At 43.2% G+C, this 16632-nt stretch carries 21 protein-coding genes and 1 riboswitch; of the genes, 18 read left to right on the top strand and 3 right to left on the bottom strand.

Annotated elements, in window-relative coordinates:
* Positions 1–129: 129 nt before the first annotated feature.
* The 3 genes from ACSLGF_RS05755 to ACSLGF_RS05745 are packed head-to-tail and all read right to left on the bottom strand — an operon-like array spanning position 130 to position 906.
* Positions 130–477 (bottom strand): spore coat protein, encoded by a 348-nt coding sequence (locus ACSLGF_RS05755; RefSeq protein ID WP_456003254.1) that lies wholly within the window; start codon positions 475–477, stop codon positions 130–132.
* Between the two features lie 11 nt (positions 478–488).
* Positions 489–740, bottom strand: coding sequence for a hypothetical protein (locus ACSLGF_RS05750; RefSeq protein WP_223249598.1), 252 nt, complete (start codon positions 738–740; stop codon positions 489–491).
* A 28-nt stretch (positions 741–768) separates the two neighbouring features.
* Positions 769–906: a YuzL family protein gene (locus tag ACSLGF_RS05745; RefSeq protein WP_003212904.1), complete on the bottom strand. Its 138-nt coding sequence runs from the start codon at positions 904–906 to the stop codon at positions 769–771.
* 199 nt (positions 907–1105) lie between these two features.
* On the opposite strand from ACSLGF_RS05745, the gene ACSLGF_RS05740 reads away from it, so the two are divergent.
* The 18 genes from ACSLGF_RS05740 to sufU all read left to right on the top strand — a co-directional run bounded on the left by ACSLGF_RS05740 (position 1106) and on the right by sufU (position 16626).
* Positions 1106–3493 carry a 3-hydroxyacyl-CoA dehydrogenase NAD-binding domain-containing protein gene (locus tag ACSLGF_RS05740; protein ID WP_456003251.1) on the top strand — a complete coding sequence of 796 codons (2388 nt, stop codon included), beginning with the start codon at positions 1106–1108 and terminating at the stop codon, positions 3491–3493.
* A 12-nt stretch (positions 3494–3505) separates the two neighbouring features.
* Complete coding sequence (locus tag ACSLGF_RS05735) at positions 3506–4681, top strand: acetyl-CoA C-acetyltransferase (protein ID WP_456003248.1); 1176 nt, start codon at positions 3506–3508, stop codon at positions 4679–4681.
* A gap of 14 nt (positions 4682–4695) precedes the next feature.
* Entirely contained in the window at positions 4696–6477 is a 1782-nt protein-coding gene (locus tag ACSLGF_RS05730; protein ID WP_456003245.1) for an acyl-CoA dehydrogenase family protein, read from the top strand.
* A gap of 111 nt (positions 6478–6588) precedes the next feature.
* Positions 6589–6945, top strand: coding sequence for an arsenate reductase family protein (locus ACSLGF_RS05725; RefSeq protein ID WP_034317446.1), 357 nt, complete (start codon positions 6589–6591; stop codon positions 6943–6945).
* 66 nt (positions 6946–7011) lie between these two features.
* Positions 7012–7395, top strand: coding sequence for a glycine cleavage system protein GcvH (gene gcvH, locus ACSLGF_RS05720; RefSeq protein ID WP_008347039.1), 384 nt, complete (start codon positions 7012–7014; stop codon positions 7393–7395).
* Between the two features lie 44 nt (positions 7396–7439).
* Positions 7440–7676: a YusG family protein gene (locus ACSLGF_RS05715; protein ID WP_456003243.1), complete on the top strand. Its 237-nt coding sequence runs from the start codon at positions 7440–7442 to the stop codon at positions 7674–7676.
* A gap of 131 nt (positions 7677–7807) precedes the next feature.
* A complete protein-coding gene (locus ACSLGF_RS05710) occupies positions 7808–8152 on the top strand; it encodes a toprim domain-containing protein (RefSeq protein WP_034317449.1) in 345 nt (114 codons plus the stop codon).
* Between the two features lie 12 nt (positions 8153–8164).
* Positions 8165–8467 (top strand): thioredoxin family protein, encoded by a 303-nt coding sequence (locus ACSLGF_RS05705; protein WP_456003241.1) that lies wholly within the window; start codon positions 8165–8167, stop codon positions 8465–8467.
* A 120-nt stretch (positions 8468–8587) separates the two neighbouring features.
* On the top strand, positions 8588–8929 hold the full coding sequence (locus ACSLGF_RS05700; RefSeq protein ID WP_456003239.1) for an SCP2 sterol-binding domain-containing protein: 342 nt from the start codon (positions 8588–8590) through the stop codon (positions 8927–8929).
* Positions 8930–9031: 102 nt separating this feature from the next.
* A riboswitch (SAM riboswitch) is annotated at positions 9032–9140 on the top strand.
* A 154-nt stretch (positions 9141–9294) separates the two neighbouring features.
* On the top strand, positions 9295–10320 hold the full coding sequence (locus tag ACSLGF_RS05695) for a methionine ABC transporter ATP-binding protein (RefSeq protein ID WP_099727007.1): 1026 nt from the start codon (positions 9295–9297) through the stop codon (positions 10318–10320).
* Entirely contained in the window at positions 10313–10981 is a 669-nt protein-coding gene (locus ACSLGF_RS05690; protein ID WP_044140880.1) for a methionine ABC transporter permease, read from the top strand. The genes ACSLGF_RS05695 and ACSLGF_RS05690 overlap by 8 nt, the downstream gene beginning before the upstream one ends.
* Before the next feature lie 14 nt (positions 10982–10995).
* Positions 10996–11817, top strand: a complete 822-nt coding sequence (gene metQ, locus ACSLGF_RS05685; RefSeq protein ID WP_456003237.1) for a methionine ABC transporter substrate-binding lipoprotein MetQ — start codon at positions 10996–10998, stop codon at positions 11815–11817.
* 103 nt (positions 11818–11920) lie between these two features.
* A complete protein-coding gene (locus ACSLGF_RS05680; protein ID WP_003212803.1) occupies positions 11921–12289 on the top strand; it encodes a carboxymuconolactone decarboxylase family protein in 369 nt (122 codons plus the stop codon).
* Between the two features lie 215 nt (positions 12290–12504).
* A complete protein-coding gene (locus ACSLGF_RS05675) occupies positions 12505–12642 on the top strand; it encodes a hypothetical protein (protein WP_456003235.1) in 138 nt (45 codons plus the stop codon).
* Positions 12643–12852: 210 nt separating this feature from the next.
* Positions 12853–13638 carry a Fe-S cluster assembly ATPase SufC gene (gene sufC, locus ACSLGF_RS05670; RefSeq protein WP_099727012.1) on the top strand — a complete coding sequence of 262 codons (786 nt, stop codon included), beginning with the start codon at positions 12853–12855 and terminating at the stop codon, positions 13636–13638.
* Positions 13639–13656: 18 nt separating this feature from the next.
* On the top strand, positions 13657–14970 hold the full coding sequence (sufD, locus tag ACSLGF_RS05665; RefSeq protein WP_456003233.1) for a Fe-S cluster assembly protein SufD: 1314 nt from the start codon (positions 13657–13659) through the stop codon (positions 14968–14970).
* Positions 14970–16190 (top strand): cysteine desulfurase, encoded by a 1221-nt coding sequence (locus ACSLGF_RS05660; protein WP_456003231.1) that lies wholly within the window; start codon positions 14970–14972, stop codon positions 16188–16190. Before sufD ends, ACSLGF_RS05660 begins: the two co-directional genes overlap by 1 nt.
* Entirely contained in the window at positions 16180–16626 is a 447-nt protein-coding gene (sufU, locus tag ACSLGF_RS05655; RefSeq protein ID WP_456003228.1) for a Fe-S cluster assembly sulfur transfer protein SufU, read from the top strand. The genes ACSLGF_RS05660 and sufU overlap by 11 nt, the downstream gene beginning before the upstream one ends.
* Positions 16627–16632: the final 6 nt, after the last annotated feature.

Here is a 16632-nt window from a genome sequence, read left to right as displayed (position 1 = left end):
TAACAACATTCGCATTCAAACGAAACTAAACAACCAATCACCGATAAACTATCGGCAATTGGCTGTATAAAGGTGTTTTGATCCCTGTCTCAAAAACGGGGGTCAGTCCCATACTGGCAGTTTTTTTCTTTATGACATGTGTGATGATCCGTACGGGGATTGATCTGTCAGTGTTTGCTGGAATTTCTGGTGTGCCTGCTGGAGCTTTTGCTGATCAGCCGCTTCAACAGAATACCAGCCATATCGGAACATGACATCATATAAATGTCTTTGTGTTTTCTGTGTTTCGAGCGCAATTCGCTGAATATCCTGGTAAAGAGATTCATGACTGAATTCATTGAGCGCTGTGTTGTATCCACTTGTCATATATTTTTCAGTCGACAAGAGATCTGTGACGAAATCACGATCGTTCATGTTTGTTGTTGTGGGAACCGGAGTTTGTGGATTCCCGATTTTTTGTTGGTTTTGCTGTTCCATATTTTTTCCTCCTATTGCATAAAGCCAGTAGACTGGCCTTGCCCTGAGCTGCCTAAATGCTGAAGAATTTGTGTGTAATGCTGATGGTGCATTTGGCCAACTTGATTTAATTCTTGTTTCAATGTTTGGTCCTGGCAATGCTCGGCCATAAAGTGAGCCTTTTTCATGGCAATCAAATTCCAGTTCAGCATATCCTCTAAGTACAAAGAATCCTTTACTGAAATCACCTGTGGGGGCATATTCATTTGCTGATTGTTCAAGATGTGTGATCCTCCTTACGATTTTGTTTCGTTACTGATTCTTTTTATATTGCTGATTTTGACTGGTCTTTTTTCCGCCTAGGTCTGCTTCCTGTGATGGACCTGCGTTTCCTTTTACACTTGCAGCACTTACGCCTGCTTTCGATGGGTTTTTCTTCAAACGAGACATGTGGACATCACCTCCATTCTTACAATTCCCTCTCGTCTTTAATTCATACGCTGCAAAGTCAGGCACATGAGAATGTGTAAATTTTTGAAATCTGCTATTGAACTGTTTCGGAAAATCTTTTAAGATAAAGAAAGAGGTATTGCTTTTTTTTGGACAAAAAATGAATGACTGTTCATTCAAAATGTTTAGGGGGATATTTATGTGCAAACATATTCGCAAGGCGGCTATCATTGGTTCAGGTGTCATGGGCTCAGGCATTGCTGCGCATCTAGCCAATATCGGGATACCAGTAACATTGCTAGATATTGTGCCAAATGAACTGACAAAGGAAGAAACGGCAAAAAAGCGAACGCTTGATCACCCTAGTGTTCGGAATAGATTAAGTCAAGAAGCGATGAAAAAATTGTTAAAGCAAAAGCCGGCACCTCTTACTTCAGCGAAAAACCTATCATACATCACACCCGGAAATCTCACAGATCACCTTTCCTTATTACATGATGCTGACTGGATCATCGAAGTCGTCACTGAAAAGCTCAGCATTAAACAACACGTATTCTCTCTCATCGACGAACACCGAAAAGAAGGCAGCATCGTATCAAGCAATACATCCGGTATTTCTGTTGAAAAAATGGCAGAAGGCCGATCAGATGATTTTAAACGCCACTTCTTAGGCACTCATTTTTTTAACCCAGCTCGTTATTTAAAGCTCTTAGAAATCATTCCTATTCGAGAAACAGATCCAGAAGTACTCACATTTATGAAAACATTTGGTGAGGATGTACTCGGCAAGGGCGTTGTTGAAGCGAAAGATACACCGAACTTTATTGCCAACCGTATTGGGACTTATGGACTTCTTGTCACAGTGCGAGAAATGCTTGAGAACAAATATACAATCGGAGAAGTGGATTCTGTCACAGGCCCACTCATAGGCAGACCAAAAAGTGCGACCTTCCGTACACTTGATGTGGTCGGACTCGACACGTTTTCTCATGTGGCCCGCAACGTATATGAACAGGTAGAAGGAAAGGAGAAGGATATTTTCCAGCTGCCTGAGTTTATTGAAAGAATGCTCGAAAAAGGGTGGATTGGCAGTAAAGCAGGGCAAGGGTTTTATCAAAAGAATGGGAAGACCATTCTAGAGCTTGATCCTGTGACACTCACATATGGAGAACGGACGAAGCTGAAGGACCCGGGTATTGAGATTGCCAAGCAGCAAAAGGGAACAAAAGCGAAATTGAAAGCGCTTATTTATCAAGATGGGCGTGCAGGACAATTGCTCTGGAACATGACGGCGCCTGTACTTCTTTATTCAGCTCATTTAAAAGGCGAAATTGCGGATGATATCCAGTCCATCGATAACGCCATGAAATGGGGATTTGGCTGGCAGCATGGCCCATTCGAGCTCTGGGATGCGATTGGTGTCAAAAAAGCCGCCGAGCGAATGGAAGCAGAAGGTCACAGCATCCCAGCGTGGGTGCAAGACATGCTGTCAGAAGGACATGAAACATTCTATCAAGAGAATGACGAAGGAGAGCGTGCCTTTTATCAGAATGGGGTTTATGAACAGGAAAAAGGAAACGAAAAAAATATCTCTCTAGCCAGATTGAAAAAGAAACAGGGTGTCATTTTCAAAAATACAGGTGCAAGCTTCATCGATATTGGTGATGATGTCGCCTTGCTTGAATTCCACTCTAAAAGCAATGCGATTGGGCTTGATATTATTGATATGATCAATCGTGCAATAGATGAAACGGAAAAGAATTATAAAGGGCTTGTCATCGGCAACCAAGGGAAGAACTTCTGTGTTGGCGCTAACCTTGCCCTGATTTTAATGGAAGCGCAGGACGATAATTTCTTTGAAATTGACTTTGTGATCCGCAGGTTCCAGCAGGCGATGATGAAGGTGAAATATAGCGAGCGTCCGGTCGTTACTGCACCGTTTGGGATGACGTTAGGAGGCGGAACAGAGCTTTGTCTTCCGGCATCGGCTATACAGGCGTCCAGTGAATCGTACATGGGACTTGTGGAAGCGGGGGTCGGACTGATTCCGGGTGGCGGTGGAAACAAAGAATTATATCTTCGCCACCTGCAAGGAGCGTCTAAGCCGACGCAGGCCGCTATACAAGATGCGACGCTGCAAACCTTTGAAACAATTGCAATGGCAAAAGTATCAACTTCAGCTGAGGAAGCGCGGGATATGAACATGCTTCGCGTGAGCGACCGGATTAGTATGAACGCAGATCACCTGATCTATGATGCGAAACAACTGGTTCTTTCTCTTGATGAAGCAGGCTATCGTGCGCCGCTCAAGCAAAAGGTACCTGTCATGGGAGAAACAGGCTATGCAGCGATGATATTGGCTGCTGAAAATATGAGACTGTCTGGATACATTTCAGAGCATGACATGACCATTGCGAAAAAATTAGCTCATGTCATTTCTGGCGGGAAACTGCCATTTGGTACAGAGGTGGAGGAACAATACTTGTTAGAGCTTGAAAGAGAAGCCTTTTTAAGTCTTGTGGGAGAAGTGAAATCACAGGCACGCATGCAGCACATGCTCGTCAAAGGAAAACCTTTACGTAACTAGGGGGGAGTCAAAATGAGAGAAGCAGTCATTGTGGCTGGCGCAAGAACACCAGTAGGGAAGGCCAAAAAAGGATCGTTAAAACATGTCAGACCTGATGATATGGGCGCATTGTGTGTAAAAGAAACGCTAAAGCGTGCCGGAGATTACGACGGACAGATCGATGATTTGATTATCGGATGTGCGACGCCAGAAGCAGAGCAAGGGTTAAATGTGGCTCGGAATATTGGGGCATTAGCAGGGCTGCCTTATACCGTACCTGCCATCACCATTAACCGCTACTGTTCGTCTGGTCTTCAGTCTATCGCTTATGCTGGTGAACGAATTATGCTGGGGCAGGCAGAAACCATTTTAGCCGGAGGCGTCGAATCGATGTCGCAAGTCCCAATGATGGGTCACTCCATTCGTCCAAACGCTCTTTTGGCAGAGCAAGCGCCTGAATACTATATGAGCATGGGGCATACAGCGGAGCAAGTGGCGCAAAAGTATCAGGTCACACGGCAAGATCAAGATGCTTTTGCGGTGAGAAGCCATCAAAAGGCAGCAAAGGCATTGCAGGAGGGGAAATTTTCAGATGAAATTGTGCCCGTTGATGTGACAGAAAGACGGGTAGGAGAGCAGTATCAATTAGAAGAACATCCATTTACGTTCTCACAGGATGAAGGTGTGAGAGCGGGCACTACAGAGGAGATTCTCTCAACCTTACGACCTGCTTTCTCAACAAGAGGCACAGTGACCGCAGGAAACTCTTCGCAGACGAGTGATGGGGCGGCATGTGTCATGATGATGGATCGCGAAAAAGCATCCTCTCTCTCACTTCAGCCGCTCGCAAAGTTTCGAGCGTTTGCTGTTGGCGGTGTACCACCTGAAGTCATGGGAATTGGACCGGTTGAAGCCATTCCGCGTGCGCTGAAAATTGCTGGTCTAGAGCTGAAGGACATCGGGCTGTTTGAATTAAACGAAGCCTTTGCGTCTCAGGCCATTCAAGTCATTCGTCATTTAGGGATCGATGAAGAGAAGGTGAATGTCAATGGCGGGGCAATTGCGTTAGGACATCCGCTAGGCTGTACAGGAACGAAACTAACGCTGTCACTCATTCATGAAATGAAACGACGAAACGAGCAATTTGGCATTGTGACGATGTGTATCGGTGGGGGCATGGGAGCAGCGGGCATTTTTGAATTGATCTAAAGGGGGAGAACAGTATGAAAGCAATGGAAGATGTGAAAAAGGGTGGCAGTTTTTTAATTGATGAGACGAATTATGAGCATATCTTTACGCCAGAGGATTTCTCTGATGAACATCAGATGATTGGGAAGACAACAGAGGATTACATTTTACAAGATGTCGTCCCGCATATAGATCAAATTGAAAATCATGCATTCGAGCATTCTGTCAGGCTTCTAAAAAAGGCTGGAGAGCTTGGACTGCTTGGAGCGGACGTGCCTGAGGAATTCGGCGGACTCGGGTTAGATAAAATCAGTTCAGCCATCATTACTGAAAAATTCGCCAGAGCAGGGAGCTTCTCACTTTCCTATGGCGCTCATGTCGGCATTGGTTCTCTGCCGATCGTGCTGTTCGGAAATCAAGCGCAAAAGGAAACGTACCTGCCTGGACTCGCCTCTGGAGAGACCATTGCGGCGTACGCATTAACGGAGCCAGGGTCAGGCTCTGACGCACTTGGGGCAAAAACAACCGCGGTCCTGAATGAAGCTGGAACACATTATGTCCTCAATGGGGAAAAGCAGTGGATCACGAACTCCGCATTTGCAGATGTCTTTGTGGTTTATGCGAAGATTGATGGTGAACACTTCTCTGCTTTTATCGTCGAAAAGGATTTCCCAGGTGTCAAAACGGGACCTGAAGAGAAAAAGATGGGCATTAAGGGATCATCAACGAGAACGTTAATTTTGGAAGATGCCCAAGTACCGAAGGAGAATTTGCTTGGTGAAGCAGGCAGAGGACATGTGATTGCCTTTAACATTTTGAATATCGGACGCTATAAGCTGGCAGTCGGCACAATCGGTGCGTCAAAACGGGTCATTCAATTATCAGCAGAATATGCGAACCAGCGTAAGCAGTTCAAAACACCGATTTCTCAATTTAGCTTAATTGGTGAAAAAGCAGCCAACATGTCAGCAAAGCTCTATGCTATGGAAAGTGCTGTTTACCGTACAGTGGGGCTATTTGAACAGCGGATGGGTCTATTAAGTGAAGAAGAGCAGAAGGACGGGAAACAAATTGCACAATCCATTGCGGAATATGCGATTGAATGCTCTCTCTGTAAAGTGCTTGGCTCTGAAACATTAGATTATATTGTGGATGAAGGCGTGCAGATTCACGGCGGCTACGGATTCATGCAAGAATACGAGGTGGAAAGAGCTTATCGTGATTCAAGGATTAACCGTATTTTTGAAGGGACAAACGAAATCAACCGTTTGCTTGTACCAGGCACATTCTTGAAGAAAGCGATGAAAGGGGAGCTTCCTCTTCTTCAAAAAGCACAAACCTTGCAGGAAGAGCTGATGATGATGATGCCGGAAGAACCAGGTGATCAGCCGCTCGATCAAGAAAAATATTTGCTCGTCCATGCGAAAAAGATCGCCTTAATGGTGGCAGGTATGGCAGCGATGAAATACGGGAAAGCATTAGACAAAGAGCAGGAGATTCTTGTGAATATAGCGGATATCGTCAATGAAATTTTTGCAGCTGAATCAGCGGTCCTGCGTACAGAAAAAGCCATCGCTGCATCAGGCGCAGAAAAGAACGCTCAAAAGCTCGCCTACACACAAATTTTCACGCAGGAAGCCTTTTTAAAGATTGAAGCCCATGCAAAAGAATCATTGATCGCGATGGAAGAAGGGGATTCACTCCGCATGAGCTTATCAGCCCTTCGCAAGCTGACAAGATTCACTCCGGTCAACGTCATCGCCAAAAAGCGTGAGGTAGCTAAACGTATCTTCGAAGCAGAGAAATATATCGTATAAGAACAATTCGAAAGGTGCGGATACAACTCCGCGCCTTTTTGTAAGCATACATTTAGGTTTTTAAAATATTTTGTGATAAAATGTTGTCACAATTTGCAGGAGGTGAAAATGGTGGCTTTAGATTTTTACGAATACCCATCTTGCGGTACATGCCGAAAAGCAAAAAAGTGGCTGGAAGAACACAATAAAGACATCAACAGCATACATATCGTCGAAGAGACGCCTGATAAAGAAACCCTAAAAGCACTTTACGAAAAAAGCGGTTTAGAGCTGAAGAAATTCTTTAATACAAGCGGACAGAAATACCGGGAGCTGCAGCTGAAAGATCAACTTCCTGCAATGTCAGAGGACGAGCAGCTAGAATTACTCGCGTCTAATGGAATGCTGATCAAGCGTCCGATTACAACAGACGGTAAAAGAGTCACAGTTGGATTTAATGAAGATACATTTAAAAGCGTCTGGAAATGATGTAACTTTCATTCAGATTGTGGTATCTTCAATATAGACGGAAAGAAAAGACTGGAGGGGTATTGAATGAGCACACCAAAAGATTTACGTTATTCAGAAGAACATGAGTGGGTCAAAGTAGAAGGAGATAAGGTGCGCATCGGTATTACGCATTTTGCTCAATCTGAGCTAGGCGATATCGTGTTCGTTGAGCTTCCTGAAGTAGGAGACAAAATCACAGCGGACGAGCCTTTCGGAAGTGTAGAATCAGTCAAAACAGTTTCTGAACTTTACGCACCGATCAACGGCACAATCGTTGAAGTGAACGATGAGCTGGATGACAGCCCGGAATTCGTGAACGACTCTCCATACGAAAAAGCATGGATGATTGTTGTAGAACCAGCTGATGCGTCTGAAATCGAGAACTTAATGACAGCTGAGCAATATGAAGAAATGACAAAAGAAGACTAATTCATGTGAAATTGGACACTCTACCTTTATGGGGGGTGTCCAATTTGTCTTTTCAAAAAGAACAGGTGGATATAACAGAGCATGTCACTGGGCGATTCAAAGAAAGCGGCATGGTGCTTTATCATCAAAATGAAGAGATTGGTACGATGATTAGTGAGAATCAATATGAGTTAAAATCGGGTTATTCCTATGATCAAAATCGTTTTTATCGTCTGTCTGATACATTGACCGACGGGACAGAACAATATGTAGACTGTGACGATGAAAATGGCTGGTGCTAATCACAGATAAGGCTGCAGTGAGCATAAGCTGCAGTCTTTTTGATGATCAAGTGCCTAATCTTTACAACCTGAATGAAAGATTGTAATCTAAGGAAGAAGTGAATCAACGTCAAAAGGGCCGGGTGATCGTGATGAACGTCGAGATAGAAAAGGTCATCATTGTAGAAGGTAAATCAGACAAACAAAAGCTAAAAGAAGTCATTAGTGAACCTGTTACCATCATTTGCACCAATGGCACGATCAGTACATCGAAGCTGGATCAGCTCGTGGACGATTTATTAGGAAAAGACGTTTACATATTAGCAGACAGTGACGATGCTGGCGACAAACTGCGGAAGCAATTTCGAAAAGAATTCCCTGAAGCACTTCATCTGTTTGTCGACAGAACGTACCGAGAAGTGGCCGCTTCACCGTCAGCCCACATTGCATCTATCCTATTAGCTGCAAACATTGATGTTCATTCGAAATATTTATGAGGGTGGACGTATATGAAAGAGATTGAAGAGCATGAATTGAAGGAGATAGAGGACGATTTATTTCTTTTGTACTTATATACTCCGTTTTGCGGAACATGCCAGGTGGCAAAGAAGATGCTGACAGTCGTAGATGCCATGCAGCCGGATGTTCCATTTTACGAGAACAATTTAAACTACTCACCAGGCTTTGCGAAAGCATTTGAAATCGAAAGTGTGCCTTGCTTTCTACTGTTTAAAAAAGGTGAGATTGTGCAAAAAGGCTATGCCTTTCACTCAGTTCCATATCTTCATGAAATGATTGAAACCGCTAAATAAAGCGGTTTTTAGTCATATTTCAAGCAATTCATTTGAAAATTTGTCGAGCTGTTTATAAAGGACAAGCCGATGTTTGTAGAGAAATGTTATGTATAACCAAATGACAGGGAGGTTATACATGTGGAAAAAGTGAAAGCCCATGGAAACGCTGGGCAGCGATTATTGTTAAAGCCGCTGCTCTCCTCATCATCCTTGAAGATTACATTTGAGGCGGAAACGGACTCTTGTACATTGATTGTGGATGAACGTGGTGAAGTGAAGAAACTGCCTGCAATTGAGTTATCGGATCTCATCTTCTATGGTGAGAGGAAAGAAATTCTACAATTATTAGATGGAGACATGTCCTTGCAGCAGCTTATCAGCAGGGGACAAGTCAAAGTCAAAGGCTCATTCCGCGCGCTTCTCAGACTAGAGGCTGTGCTTTGGCTGACGAACGGTTTTTTTCGGAAAATGATAACGTAGTCGTTTACTTGGAAATTAGCGGTTTACAGCGTTGACATATCTCGGGTAGCATGATATTCTACGTTAGTAAAAACATGAACATCACATAAAACAACATATTTTCTCTTATTAAGAGAGGTGGAGGGACGTGCCCTATGAAACCCGGCAACCGTCAGCATAGCTGAAATTGGTGCCAATTCACTCAAAGCCGCAACGCTTTGAAAGATGAGAGAAAGGCGTATTTGAAATAAAAGGCCTTTCTGCTTGCGTTGCAGTTAGGTCTTTTTTACTGATCTGGCAGCAGGCTAGAGTCATGATAGTAGAAGAATAAATGAACGTATGTGATGACAATCTATAGATTCAGCAAGAAAGCAGGTGATCAGACTGTGATCCATTTACAGAATGTATCAAAAACGTACTACTCAAAAAGCGGAAATGTTGACGCAGTGAAAGACGTCAACTTGGATATTGATAAAGGTGAAATTTTCGGAATTATCGGGTATAGCGGCGCGGGCAAAAGCTCTCTTATTCGCCTGTTAAACGGTCTGGAGCTGCCAACAGAAGGAATTGTTGAAGTGGCAGGCAACCGGATCAATGAAGTATCGAATGCGAAACTTCGTAAAGCAAGACAGGAAATCAGCATGATCTTTCAGCACTTTAACCTACTTTGGTCAAGAACAGTAAGACAAAATATTATGTTCCCGCTCGAAATTGCAGGTGTTCCGACGTCAAAACGGAGAGCCCGTGCAAATGAACTAATTAAATTGGTCGGTTTAGAAGGAAAAGAAAATGCTTATCCTTCTCAGCTAAGCGGTGGGCAAAAGCAGCGTGTGGGAATTGCGAGAGCATTAGCCAATGATCCAAAGGTTCTTCTGTGTGACGAAGCAACATCTGCACTTGATCCGCAAACAACAGATTCCATCCTTGATCTTTTAGCTGATATCAATAAACGATTAGGGCTAACGATTGTGCTCATCACACACGAAATGCACGTCATTCGCAAAATCTGTCATCGTGTGGCAGTGATGGAGAATGGACGTATTGTCGAAGAAGGCGAAGTATTACGCGTCTTCAGACAGCCGAAGGAAGAAATGACGAAGCGATTTGTGAAACAGCTCGCTGAACCAGAGGAAGCGAAAGAAACAATCGAACACGTCTTAGAGCGAGTAAAAGAAGGTCAGGTGGTACGGTTGTCCTTTATCGGCGATTCTGCCGAGCAGCCGCTGATCACTGAAATCGTTCGATCTTTTGAGGTCGATGTGAACATCCTTCAAGGAAAGATTTCTCAAACGCAGGAAGGCGCGTTTGGAACACTCTTTATCCATATTAATGGAGAAGAGACCGAGGTTGAAAAAGCCATCGCCTATATCCAAAGCAAACAGGTTGAAATTGAGGTGATGACACATGTTTGAGAAATGGTTTCCGAACGTTGACCTAGATGTCATTTGGAATGCAACGGGTGAAACGGTGTATATGACACTCATTTCATTGGCATTTGCCTTTGTCATCGGTATTATTCTTGGGCTCCTGCTCTTCCTTACAGGAAAAGGTGGTCTTTGGGAAAATAAACCGATTAATGCTGTCATCGGTGCAGTCGTCAACATTTTCAGATCGATTCCTTTTATCATTTTAATTATTCTTTTACTAGGGTTTACGAAATTCTTAATGCATACGATTTTAGGTCCAAATGCAGCACTTCCTGCCCTTGTCATTGGATCAGCTCCTTTCTACGCACGTCTAGTTGAAATTGCACTGCGTGAAGTAGACAAAGGAGTCATTGAAGCAGCACGATCCATGGGAGCTAAAACGTCTACGATTATTTTCAAAGTATTGTTGCCAGAATCACTGCCAGCCCTTATTTCAGGCATTACCGTGACAGCCATTGCTCTTATTGGCTCTACTGCGATCGCAGGTGCAATTGGAGCAGGCGGACTTGGTGATCTTGCCTATGTGGAAGGATACCAATCTGGTAATACTGATGTCACACTAGTAGCCACTGTGTTTATTCTCATCATCGTCTTTATTATTCAAATAATCGGTGATTTGATTACAAATAAAATTGATAAACGTTAGGGGAGGATTTATTCATGAAGAAATTGATTTTAAGTGCACTATTTCTAGCATTTGCAGGCATTTTAGCTGCATGCGGTTCATCTAATAACGCAAGCGAAAGCAAAACCATCACGGTTGCGGCTTCAAAAACACCACATGCCGAGATTCTTGAAGAAGCAAAACCACTTCTAAAAGAAAAAGGCTACGATTTAAAAGTGAAAGTGCTTAGCGATTATAAAATGTACAACAAAGCTTTAGCTGAAAAAGAAGTGGATGCGAACTTTTTCCAACATATCCCTTACTTAAACGAAGAAAATAAATCTAACAAAGATTATAACCTGGTAAGTGCTGGTGCTGTTCACCTAGAGCCTTTCGGTATCTACTCTAAGAAATACAAATCAGTGAAAGATATTCCAAACGGCGGAACGATCATCATGACAAACAACGTAGCTGAACAAGGCCGTATGCTTGCTCTTCTGCAAAATGCTGGTGTCATCAAGCTTGATCCAAAGGTTGATACAATCAACGCAACAGTAAAGAACATTAAAGAAAATCCAAAGAACCTCAAATTCAAAAAAATCGCGCCTGAATTAACTGCGAAAGCTTATGAAAACAGTGAAGGCGATGCTGTATTTATCAACGTAAACTATGCGATCCAAAATAAATTGAATCCGAAAAAAGATTCAATCGAACTTGAGCAAACAAAGAACAACCCATATGCAAACATCGTGGCTGTTCGCAAAGATGAAGAAAAATCAGATAAGATCAAGACGTTAATGGAAGTTCTTCACTCTGATAAAATCAAAGAATTTATCGACAAAAAATATGACGGTGCAGTATTGCCTGTATCTGAATAACAACATTTCAACCTCGCTTTCATCAAAGCGAGGTTTTTTGTGTATTTTTTCAAATCTCGCTCATAATAAAAACGTACAAATGACCTGAAGGGATGGAAACAAGATGAACGAACAGCATATGAGCGGATCCATGCAGCAATCACTAACGGATTATAAAACCGCAATGGGTGAATTTCAGAAGAAAATGCCGGTGTTTGGGAAGAAATTTAATGAATTTACAGAGCAGTGCTTCCAGAGCGATTCATTAACGCAAAAAGAAAAACAAATGATTGCCCTTGGCATCAGTATTCATGCACAAGATGAATACTGCATGATTTATCATACAAAGGGAGCGCTCGATCAAGGGGCGACAGAAGAGAATTTACTAGAGGTCGTCAGTGTGGCGGCAGCGTTTGGAGGCGGGGCAGCCCTTAGCCAAGGAATCACTGTCGTTCAGCAATGTATTGATGAGTTTGGAGGACAGACGCATTAAGAGAAGAAAAACATGGTATCTTTCCATCTCGGAGAGTTGAGTGCTTCTCATCCGAGTGTGTGAGAAAATATGCCAGCATAACGCGTTATATCCCTTTTGAGTGAAGCAGCATGCCTTTGATATAATAAAGCTACACTAAAAGAAGGGAATGGTTTATTATTTGTTCGGACCAGAGTACACTGGGATTGGATTATACCGCCGAGATGGAAAAGGCCATGCATAAATCTCATGGCATGAGCTATGCAGAGTACGAAAGAGACCATGACTTACGGATGAAAGTTGAATATAAACGAGAGCAGTCCTATCGAGATGAGAAAAAGCAGCTCGCAAAAATGAATATACGAGGCTATTGATTGCTAAGGGGCGGGGAGAACAGTTTCCCGTCCTTTCTTTATGGAAACAGTCTTTTCGACATAAATCCTTTTATCTACCTGCATTTTTTGTTAGAATTTTGAGAGCATCCTCTCACGCTTATCGTGAATGTGTTGTATTCACTTTTAATTTGTTATAAGATTAGAATGAGAATAAAATGAGAATAATGATTATTTTGGAGGTATCGATATATGACTGCTTCGACATTAACAATTAAGGACTTGCACGTTGAGATTGAAGGGAAAGAAATCTTAAAGGGTGTAAACCTCGAGATAAAAGGTGGAGAATTCCACGCAGTAATGGGACCAAACGGTACAGGTAAATCTACTTTATCTGCTGCAATTATGGGTCACCCTAAGTATGAAGTAACAAAAGGCAGCATTTTGTTTGATGGCGAAGATGTACTTGAAATGGAAGTAGATGAGCGCGCACAAGCGGGTCTTTTCCTTGCTATGCAATACCCATCTGAGATCAGTGGTGTCACAAATGCGGACTTCCTTCGTTCTGCCATTAACGCACGCAGAGAAGAAGGCGAAGAAATCTCACTTATGAAATTCATCCGCAAAATGGACGAAAACATGGAGTTCCTTGAAATGGACCCTGATATGGCACAGCGCTACCTTAACGAAGGTTTCTCAGGCGGGGAGAAAAAACGTAACGAAATTCTTCAATTGATGATGATTGAACCAAAGATTGCCATCCTTGACGAAATCGATTCTGGCCTTGATATCGATGCCCTGAAAGTTGTTTCTAAAGGAATTAATAAAATGCGCGGCGAAAGCTTCGGCTGCTTAATGATCACTCACTATCAGCGTCTACTGAACTACATCACACCAGATCATGTACATGTGATGATGCAAGGACGTATCGTGAAATCTGGCGGACCAGAGCTTGCACAGCGTTTAGAAGCAGAAGGCTATGACTGGATTAAAAAAGAGTTAGGAATCGAAGACGAAACTGTTGGTCAAGAAGCGTAAGCGTTAGGAGGATTATTGATGACATTAGAAACGAAATTATCAGTAGATCAAGATTATGTCAAAAGCTTCTCCGAGAAGCATCAGGAACCGGCATGGATGAGCTCCCTTCGCTTACAGGCTCTTGAAAAAGCAGAAGATCTCCCGATGCCAAAGCCTGACAAAACGAATATCTCAAAATGGAACTTAACAAATTTCAAGCAGCATACAGTCGAAAGTGCGCCATTTGGATCACTAGAAGAGCTTCCTGAAGAAGTGAAATCTCTTATTGATTTAGAGGACACAGATAAGACGGTCTACATTCAGCGTGATCAAACGCCAGCATACTTGTCTCTTTCAGCTGAAGCAAAAGACAAAGGCGTGATCTTCACTGATATTCATACAGCGATCCGCGAACATTCAGATTTAGTGGAAAAATATTTCATGACAGATGCGGTGAAAGTGGATGAACATAAACTAACAGCTTTACATGCTGCTTTAGTCAATGGCGGAGCTTTCCTCTATGTACCGAAAAATGTGGAGCTTGAAGCACCAATTCAAGCAGTCTACCTTCATGAAAATGACGAAACGACTTTGTTCAACCATGTCATCGTTGTAGCAGACGATCATAGTGCTGTCACATATGTAGAAAACTACATTAGTACGGCAAAGCCGAAAGAAGCGATCTTCAACATCGTTTCTGAAGTATTCACAGGAGCAAACGCTCGCGTCACATACGGCGCAGTAGATAACCTTGCAGAAGGTGTCACAGTGTATGTGAACAGACGCGGTATGGCAAATGGCCGTGACAGTAAAATCGAATGGGCGCTTGGCCTTATGAATGATGGAGACGTAGTGTCTGAAAACATCACAAACCTCATGGGCGACGGCACATTCGGTGATACGAAATCAGTTGTTGTCGGCCGCGGGAATCAAACGGAAAACTTTACAACAAGCATCATCCACTTCGGTAAAAACTCTGAAGGGTATATCTTGAAGCATGGTGTCATGAAGGATCAAGCATCCTCTATTTTTAACGGAATCGGCAAAATTGAGCATGGCGCAACGAAGGCAAATGCAGAGCAGGAATCACGTGTCCTCATGCTGAGTGAGAAAGCACGCGGTGACGCAAACCCAATTCTCTTAATTGATGAAGATGATGTAACAGCAGGACACGCTGCTTCTGTTGGACGTGTAGATCCGATTCAATTGTATTACCTCATGAGCCGCGGGATTTCCAAAGAAGATGCAGAAAGACTTGTCATTTATGGCTTCTTAAATCCAGTTGTTAAAGAACTGCCGATTGAAGGAGTTAAAAAGCAGCTCATCTCTGTGATTGAAAGGAAAGTAAAATAATGAATATCAAAGACGTTCGTGAGCAATTTCCAATCCTTCATCAGCAAGTGAACGGACATGATTTGGTGTATTTGGACAGTGCAGCGACTTCTCAAAAACCAAGAGTCGTCATTGATGCAATGAATGAGTATTACCGGTCTTACAACTCGAACGTCCACCGGGGTGTTCATACCCTTGGAACGAAAGCAACGGACGCATACGAGGGTGCAAGAGAGAAAGTTCGTGCATTCATTCGTGCTTCATCTGTTCAAGAGATTATTTTTACTAGAGGTACAACAACAGCACTGAACACAGTGGCGATCAGCTATGCCAGAGCAAACCTCAAAGAAGGCGATGAGATTGTCATTACGCACATGGAGCATCATGCGAATATCATCCCTTGGCAGCAAGCAGCAAAAGCAGCTGGAGCCACATTAAAATATATTCCGTTACAGGAAGACGGCACGCTATCGCTTGAAGATGTGAAGCAAACGATCACACATCAAACGAAAATCGTCGCTGTCACACATGTCTCAAACGTATTAGGAACCATCAACCCGATTAAAGAAATCGCCAAAATTGCGCACGATCATGGTGCAATCATTGTCGTCGATGGTGCGCAAAGCACCCCGCACATGCAAATTGATGTTCAAGATCTAGATTGTGACTTTTTCGCATTCTCTGGGCATAAAATGTGTGGACCGACTGGTATTGGTGTGCTTTACGGGAAGAAGGACCTTTTGAATAATATGGAGCCTGCTGAGTTTGGCGGTGAAATGATCGACTTTGTGGATCTGTATGATTCCACTTGGAAAGAGCTGCCGTGGAAATTTGAAGCGGGAACACCGATTATTGCAGGAGCAGTTGGACTAGGAAAAGCGATTGATTTCTTAAATGACATCGGGATGGAGGAAGTCAGCCGCTATGAGCATCAGCTTGCCACTTACGCGCTTGAGCGCTTTAAGGAGCTTGAAGGTGCGACTGTTTATGGACCGCAGCACCGGGCTGGACTTGTGACGTTTAACTTAGATGACGTCCATCCGCATGATGCGTCAACTGTTCTGGATACGGAAGGTGTCGCCATTCGTGCTGGACATCACTGTGCACAGCCGCTCATGAAATGGCTTGGTGTATCAGCGACTGCAAGAGCAAGCTTCTATCTGTACAATACAGAAGAAGAGATTGACGGGCTCATCGCAGCGCTCCGTAAGACAAAGGAGTATTTTACGAATGTCTTTTAATGTAAACTTAGACACACTGTACAGACAAGTGATTATGGATCATTATAAAAATCCGAGAAACAAAGGTGTGTTAAACGACAGCATTGTCGTCGATATGAACAACCCAACGTGTGGTGACCGCATTCGTCTAACGATGAAAATCGAAGACCAAAAAGTCACTGATGCGAAATTTGAAGGAGAAGGATGCTCCATTTCCATGGCATCTGCCTCTATGATGACGCAGGCGATTAAAGGGAAAGATATTGAAACAGCTTTGAAAATGTCTCAGATTTTCTCCGATATGATGCAAGGAAAAGAATACGACGATTCCATTGATCTTGGTGACATTGAGGCGCTGCAGGGAGTGGCAAAATTCCCAGCCCGCATCAAATGTGCAACATTAACCTGGAAGGCGCTTGAAAAAGGCGCATCTGCCGAAGATAACGGCAAATCATAAGATTGG

The sequence above is a fragment of the Bacillus sp. A015 genome (genome assembly GCF_053851875.1).
This window is presented reverse-complemented; position numbering and strand designations above follow the sequence as displayed.

Excerpts from the sequence above, each read along its gene's own strand:
- ACSLGF_RS05755 (WP_456003254.1), bottom strand. The coding sequence starts at position 477 with ATGGAACAGCAAAACCAACAAAAAATCGGGAATCCACAAACTCCGGTT.
- ACSLGF_RS05745 (WP_003212904.1), bottom strand. The coding sequence starts at position 906 with ATGTCTCGTTTGAAGAAAAACCCATCGAAAGCAGGCGTAAGTGCTGCA.
- ACSLGF_RS05740 (WP_456003251.1), top strand. The coding sequence starts at position 1,106 with ATGTGCAAACATATTCGCAAGGCGGCTATCATTGGTTCAGGTGTCATG.
- ACSLGF_RS05735 (WP_456003248.1), top strand. The coding sequence starts at position 3,506 with ATGAGAGAAGCAGTCATTGTGGCTGGCGCAAGAACACCAGTAGGGAAG.
- ACSLGF_RS05730 (WP_456003245.1), top strand. The coding sequence starts at position 4,696 with ATGAAAGCAATGGAAGATGTGAAAAAGGGTGGCAGTTTTTTAATTGAT.
- gcvH (WP_008347039.1), top strand. The coding sequence starts at position 7,012 with ATGAGCACACCAAAAGATTTACGTTATTCAGAAGAACATGAGTGGGTC.
- ACSLGF_RS05710 (WP_034317449.1), top strand. The coding sequence starts at position 7,808 with ATGAACGTCGAGATAGAAAAGGTCATCATTGTAGAAGGTAAATCAGAC.
- ACSLGF_RS05705 (WP_456003241.1), top strand. The coding sequence starts at position 8,165 with ATGAAAGAGATTGAAGAGCATGAATTGAAGGAGATAGAGGACGATTTA.
- ACSLGF_RS05690 (WP_044140880.1), top strand. The coding sequence starts at position 10,313 with ATGTTTGAGAAATGGTTTCCGAACGTTGACCTAGATGTCATTTGGAAT.
- metQ (WP_456003237.1), top strand. The coding sequence starts at position 10,996 with ATGAAGAAATTGATTTTAAGTGCACTATTTCTAGCATTTGCAGGCATT.
- ACSLGF_RS05680 (WP_003212803.1), top strand. The coding sequence starts at position 11,921 with ATGAACGAACAGCATATGAGCGGATCCATGCAGCAATCACTAACGGAT.
- ACSLGF_RS05675 (WP_456003235.1), top strand. The coding sequence starts at position 12,505 with ATGCATAAATCTCATGGCATGAGCTATGCAGAGTACGAAAGAGACCAT.
- sufC (WP_099727012.1), top strand. The coding sequence starts at position 12,853 with ATGACTGCTTCGACATTAACAATTAAGGACTTGCACGTTGAGATTGAA.
- sufD (WP_456003233.1), top strand. The coding sequence starts at position 13,657 with ATGACATTAGAAACGAAATTATCAGTAGATCAAGATTATGTCAAAAGC.
- ACSLGF_RS05660 (WP_456003231.1), top strand. The coding sequence starts at position 14,970 with ATGAATATCAAAGACGTTCGTGAGCAATTTCCAATCCTTCATCAGCAA.
- sufU (WP_456003228.1), top strand. The coding sequence starts at position 16,180 with ATGTCTTTTAATGTAAACTTAGACACACTGTACAGACAAGTGATTATG.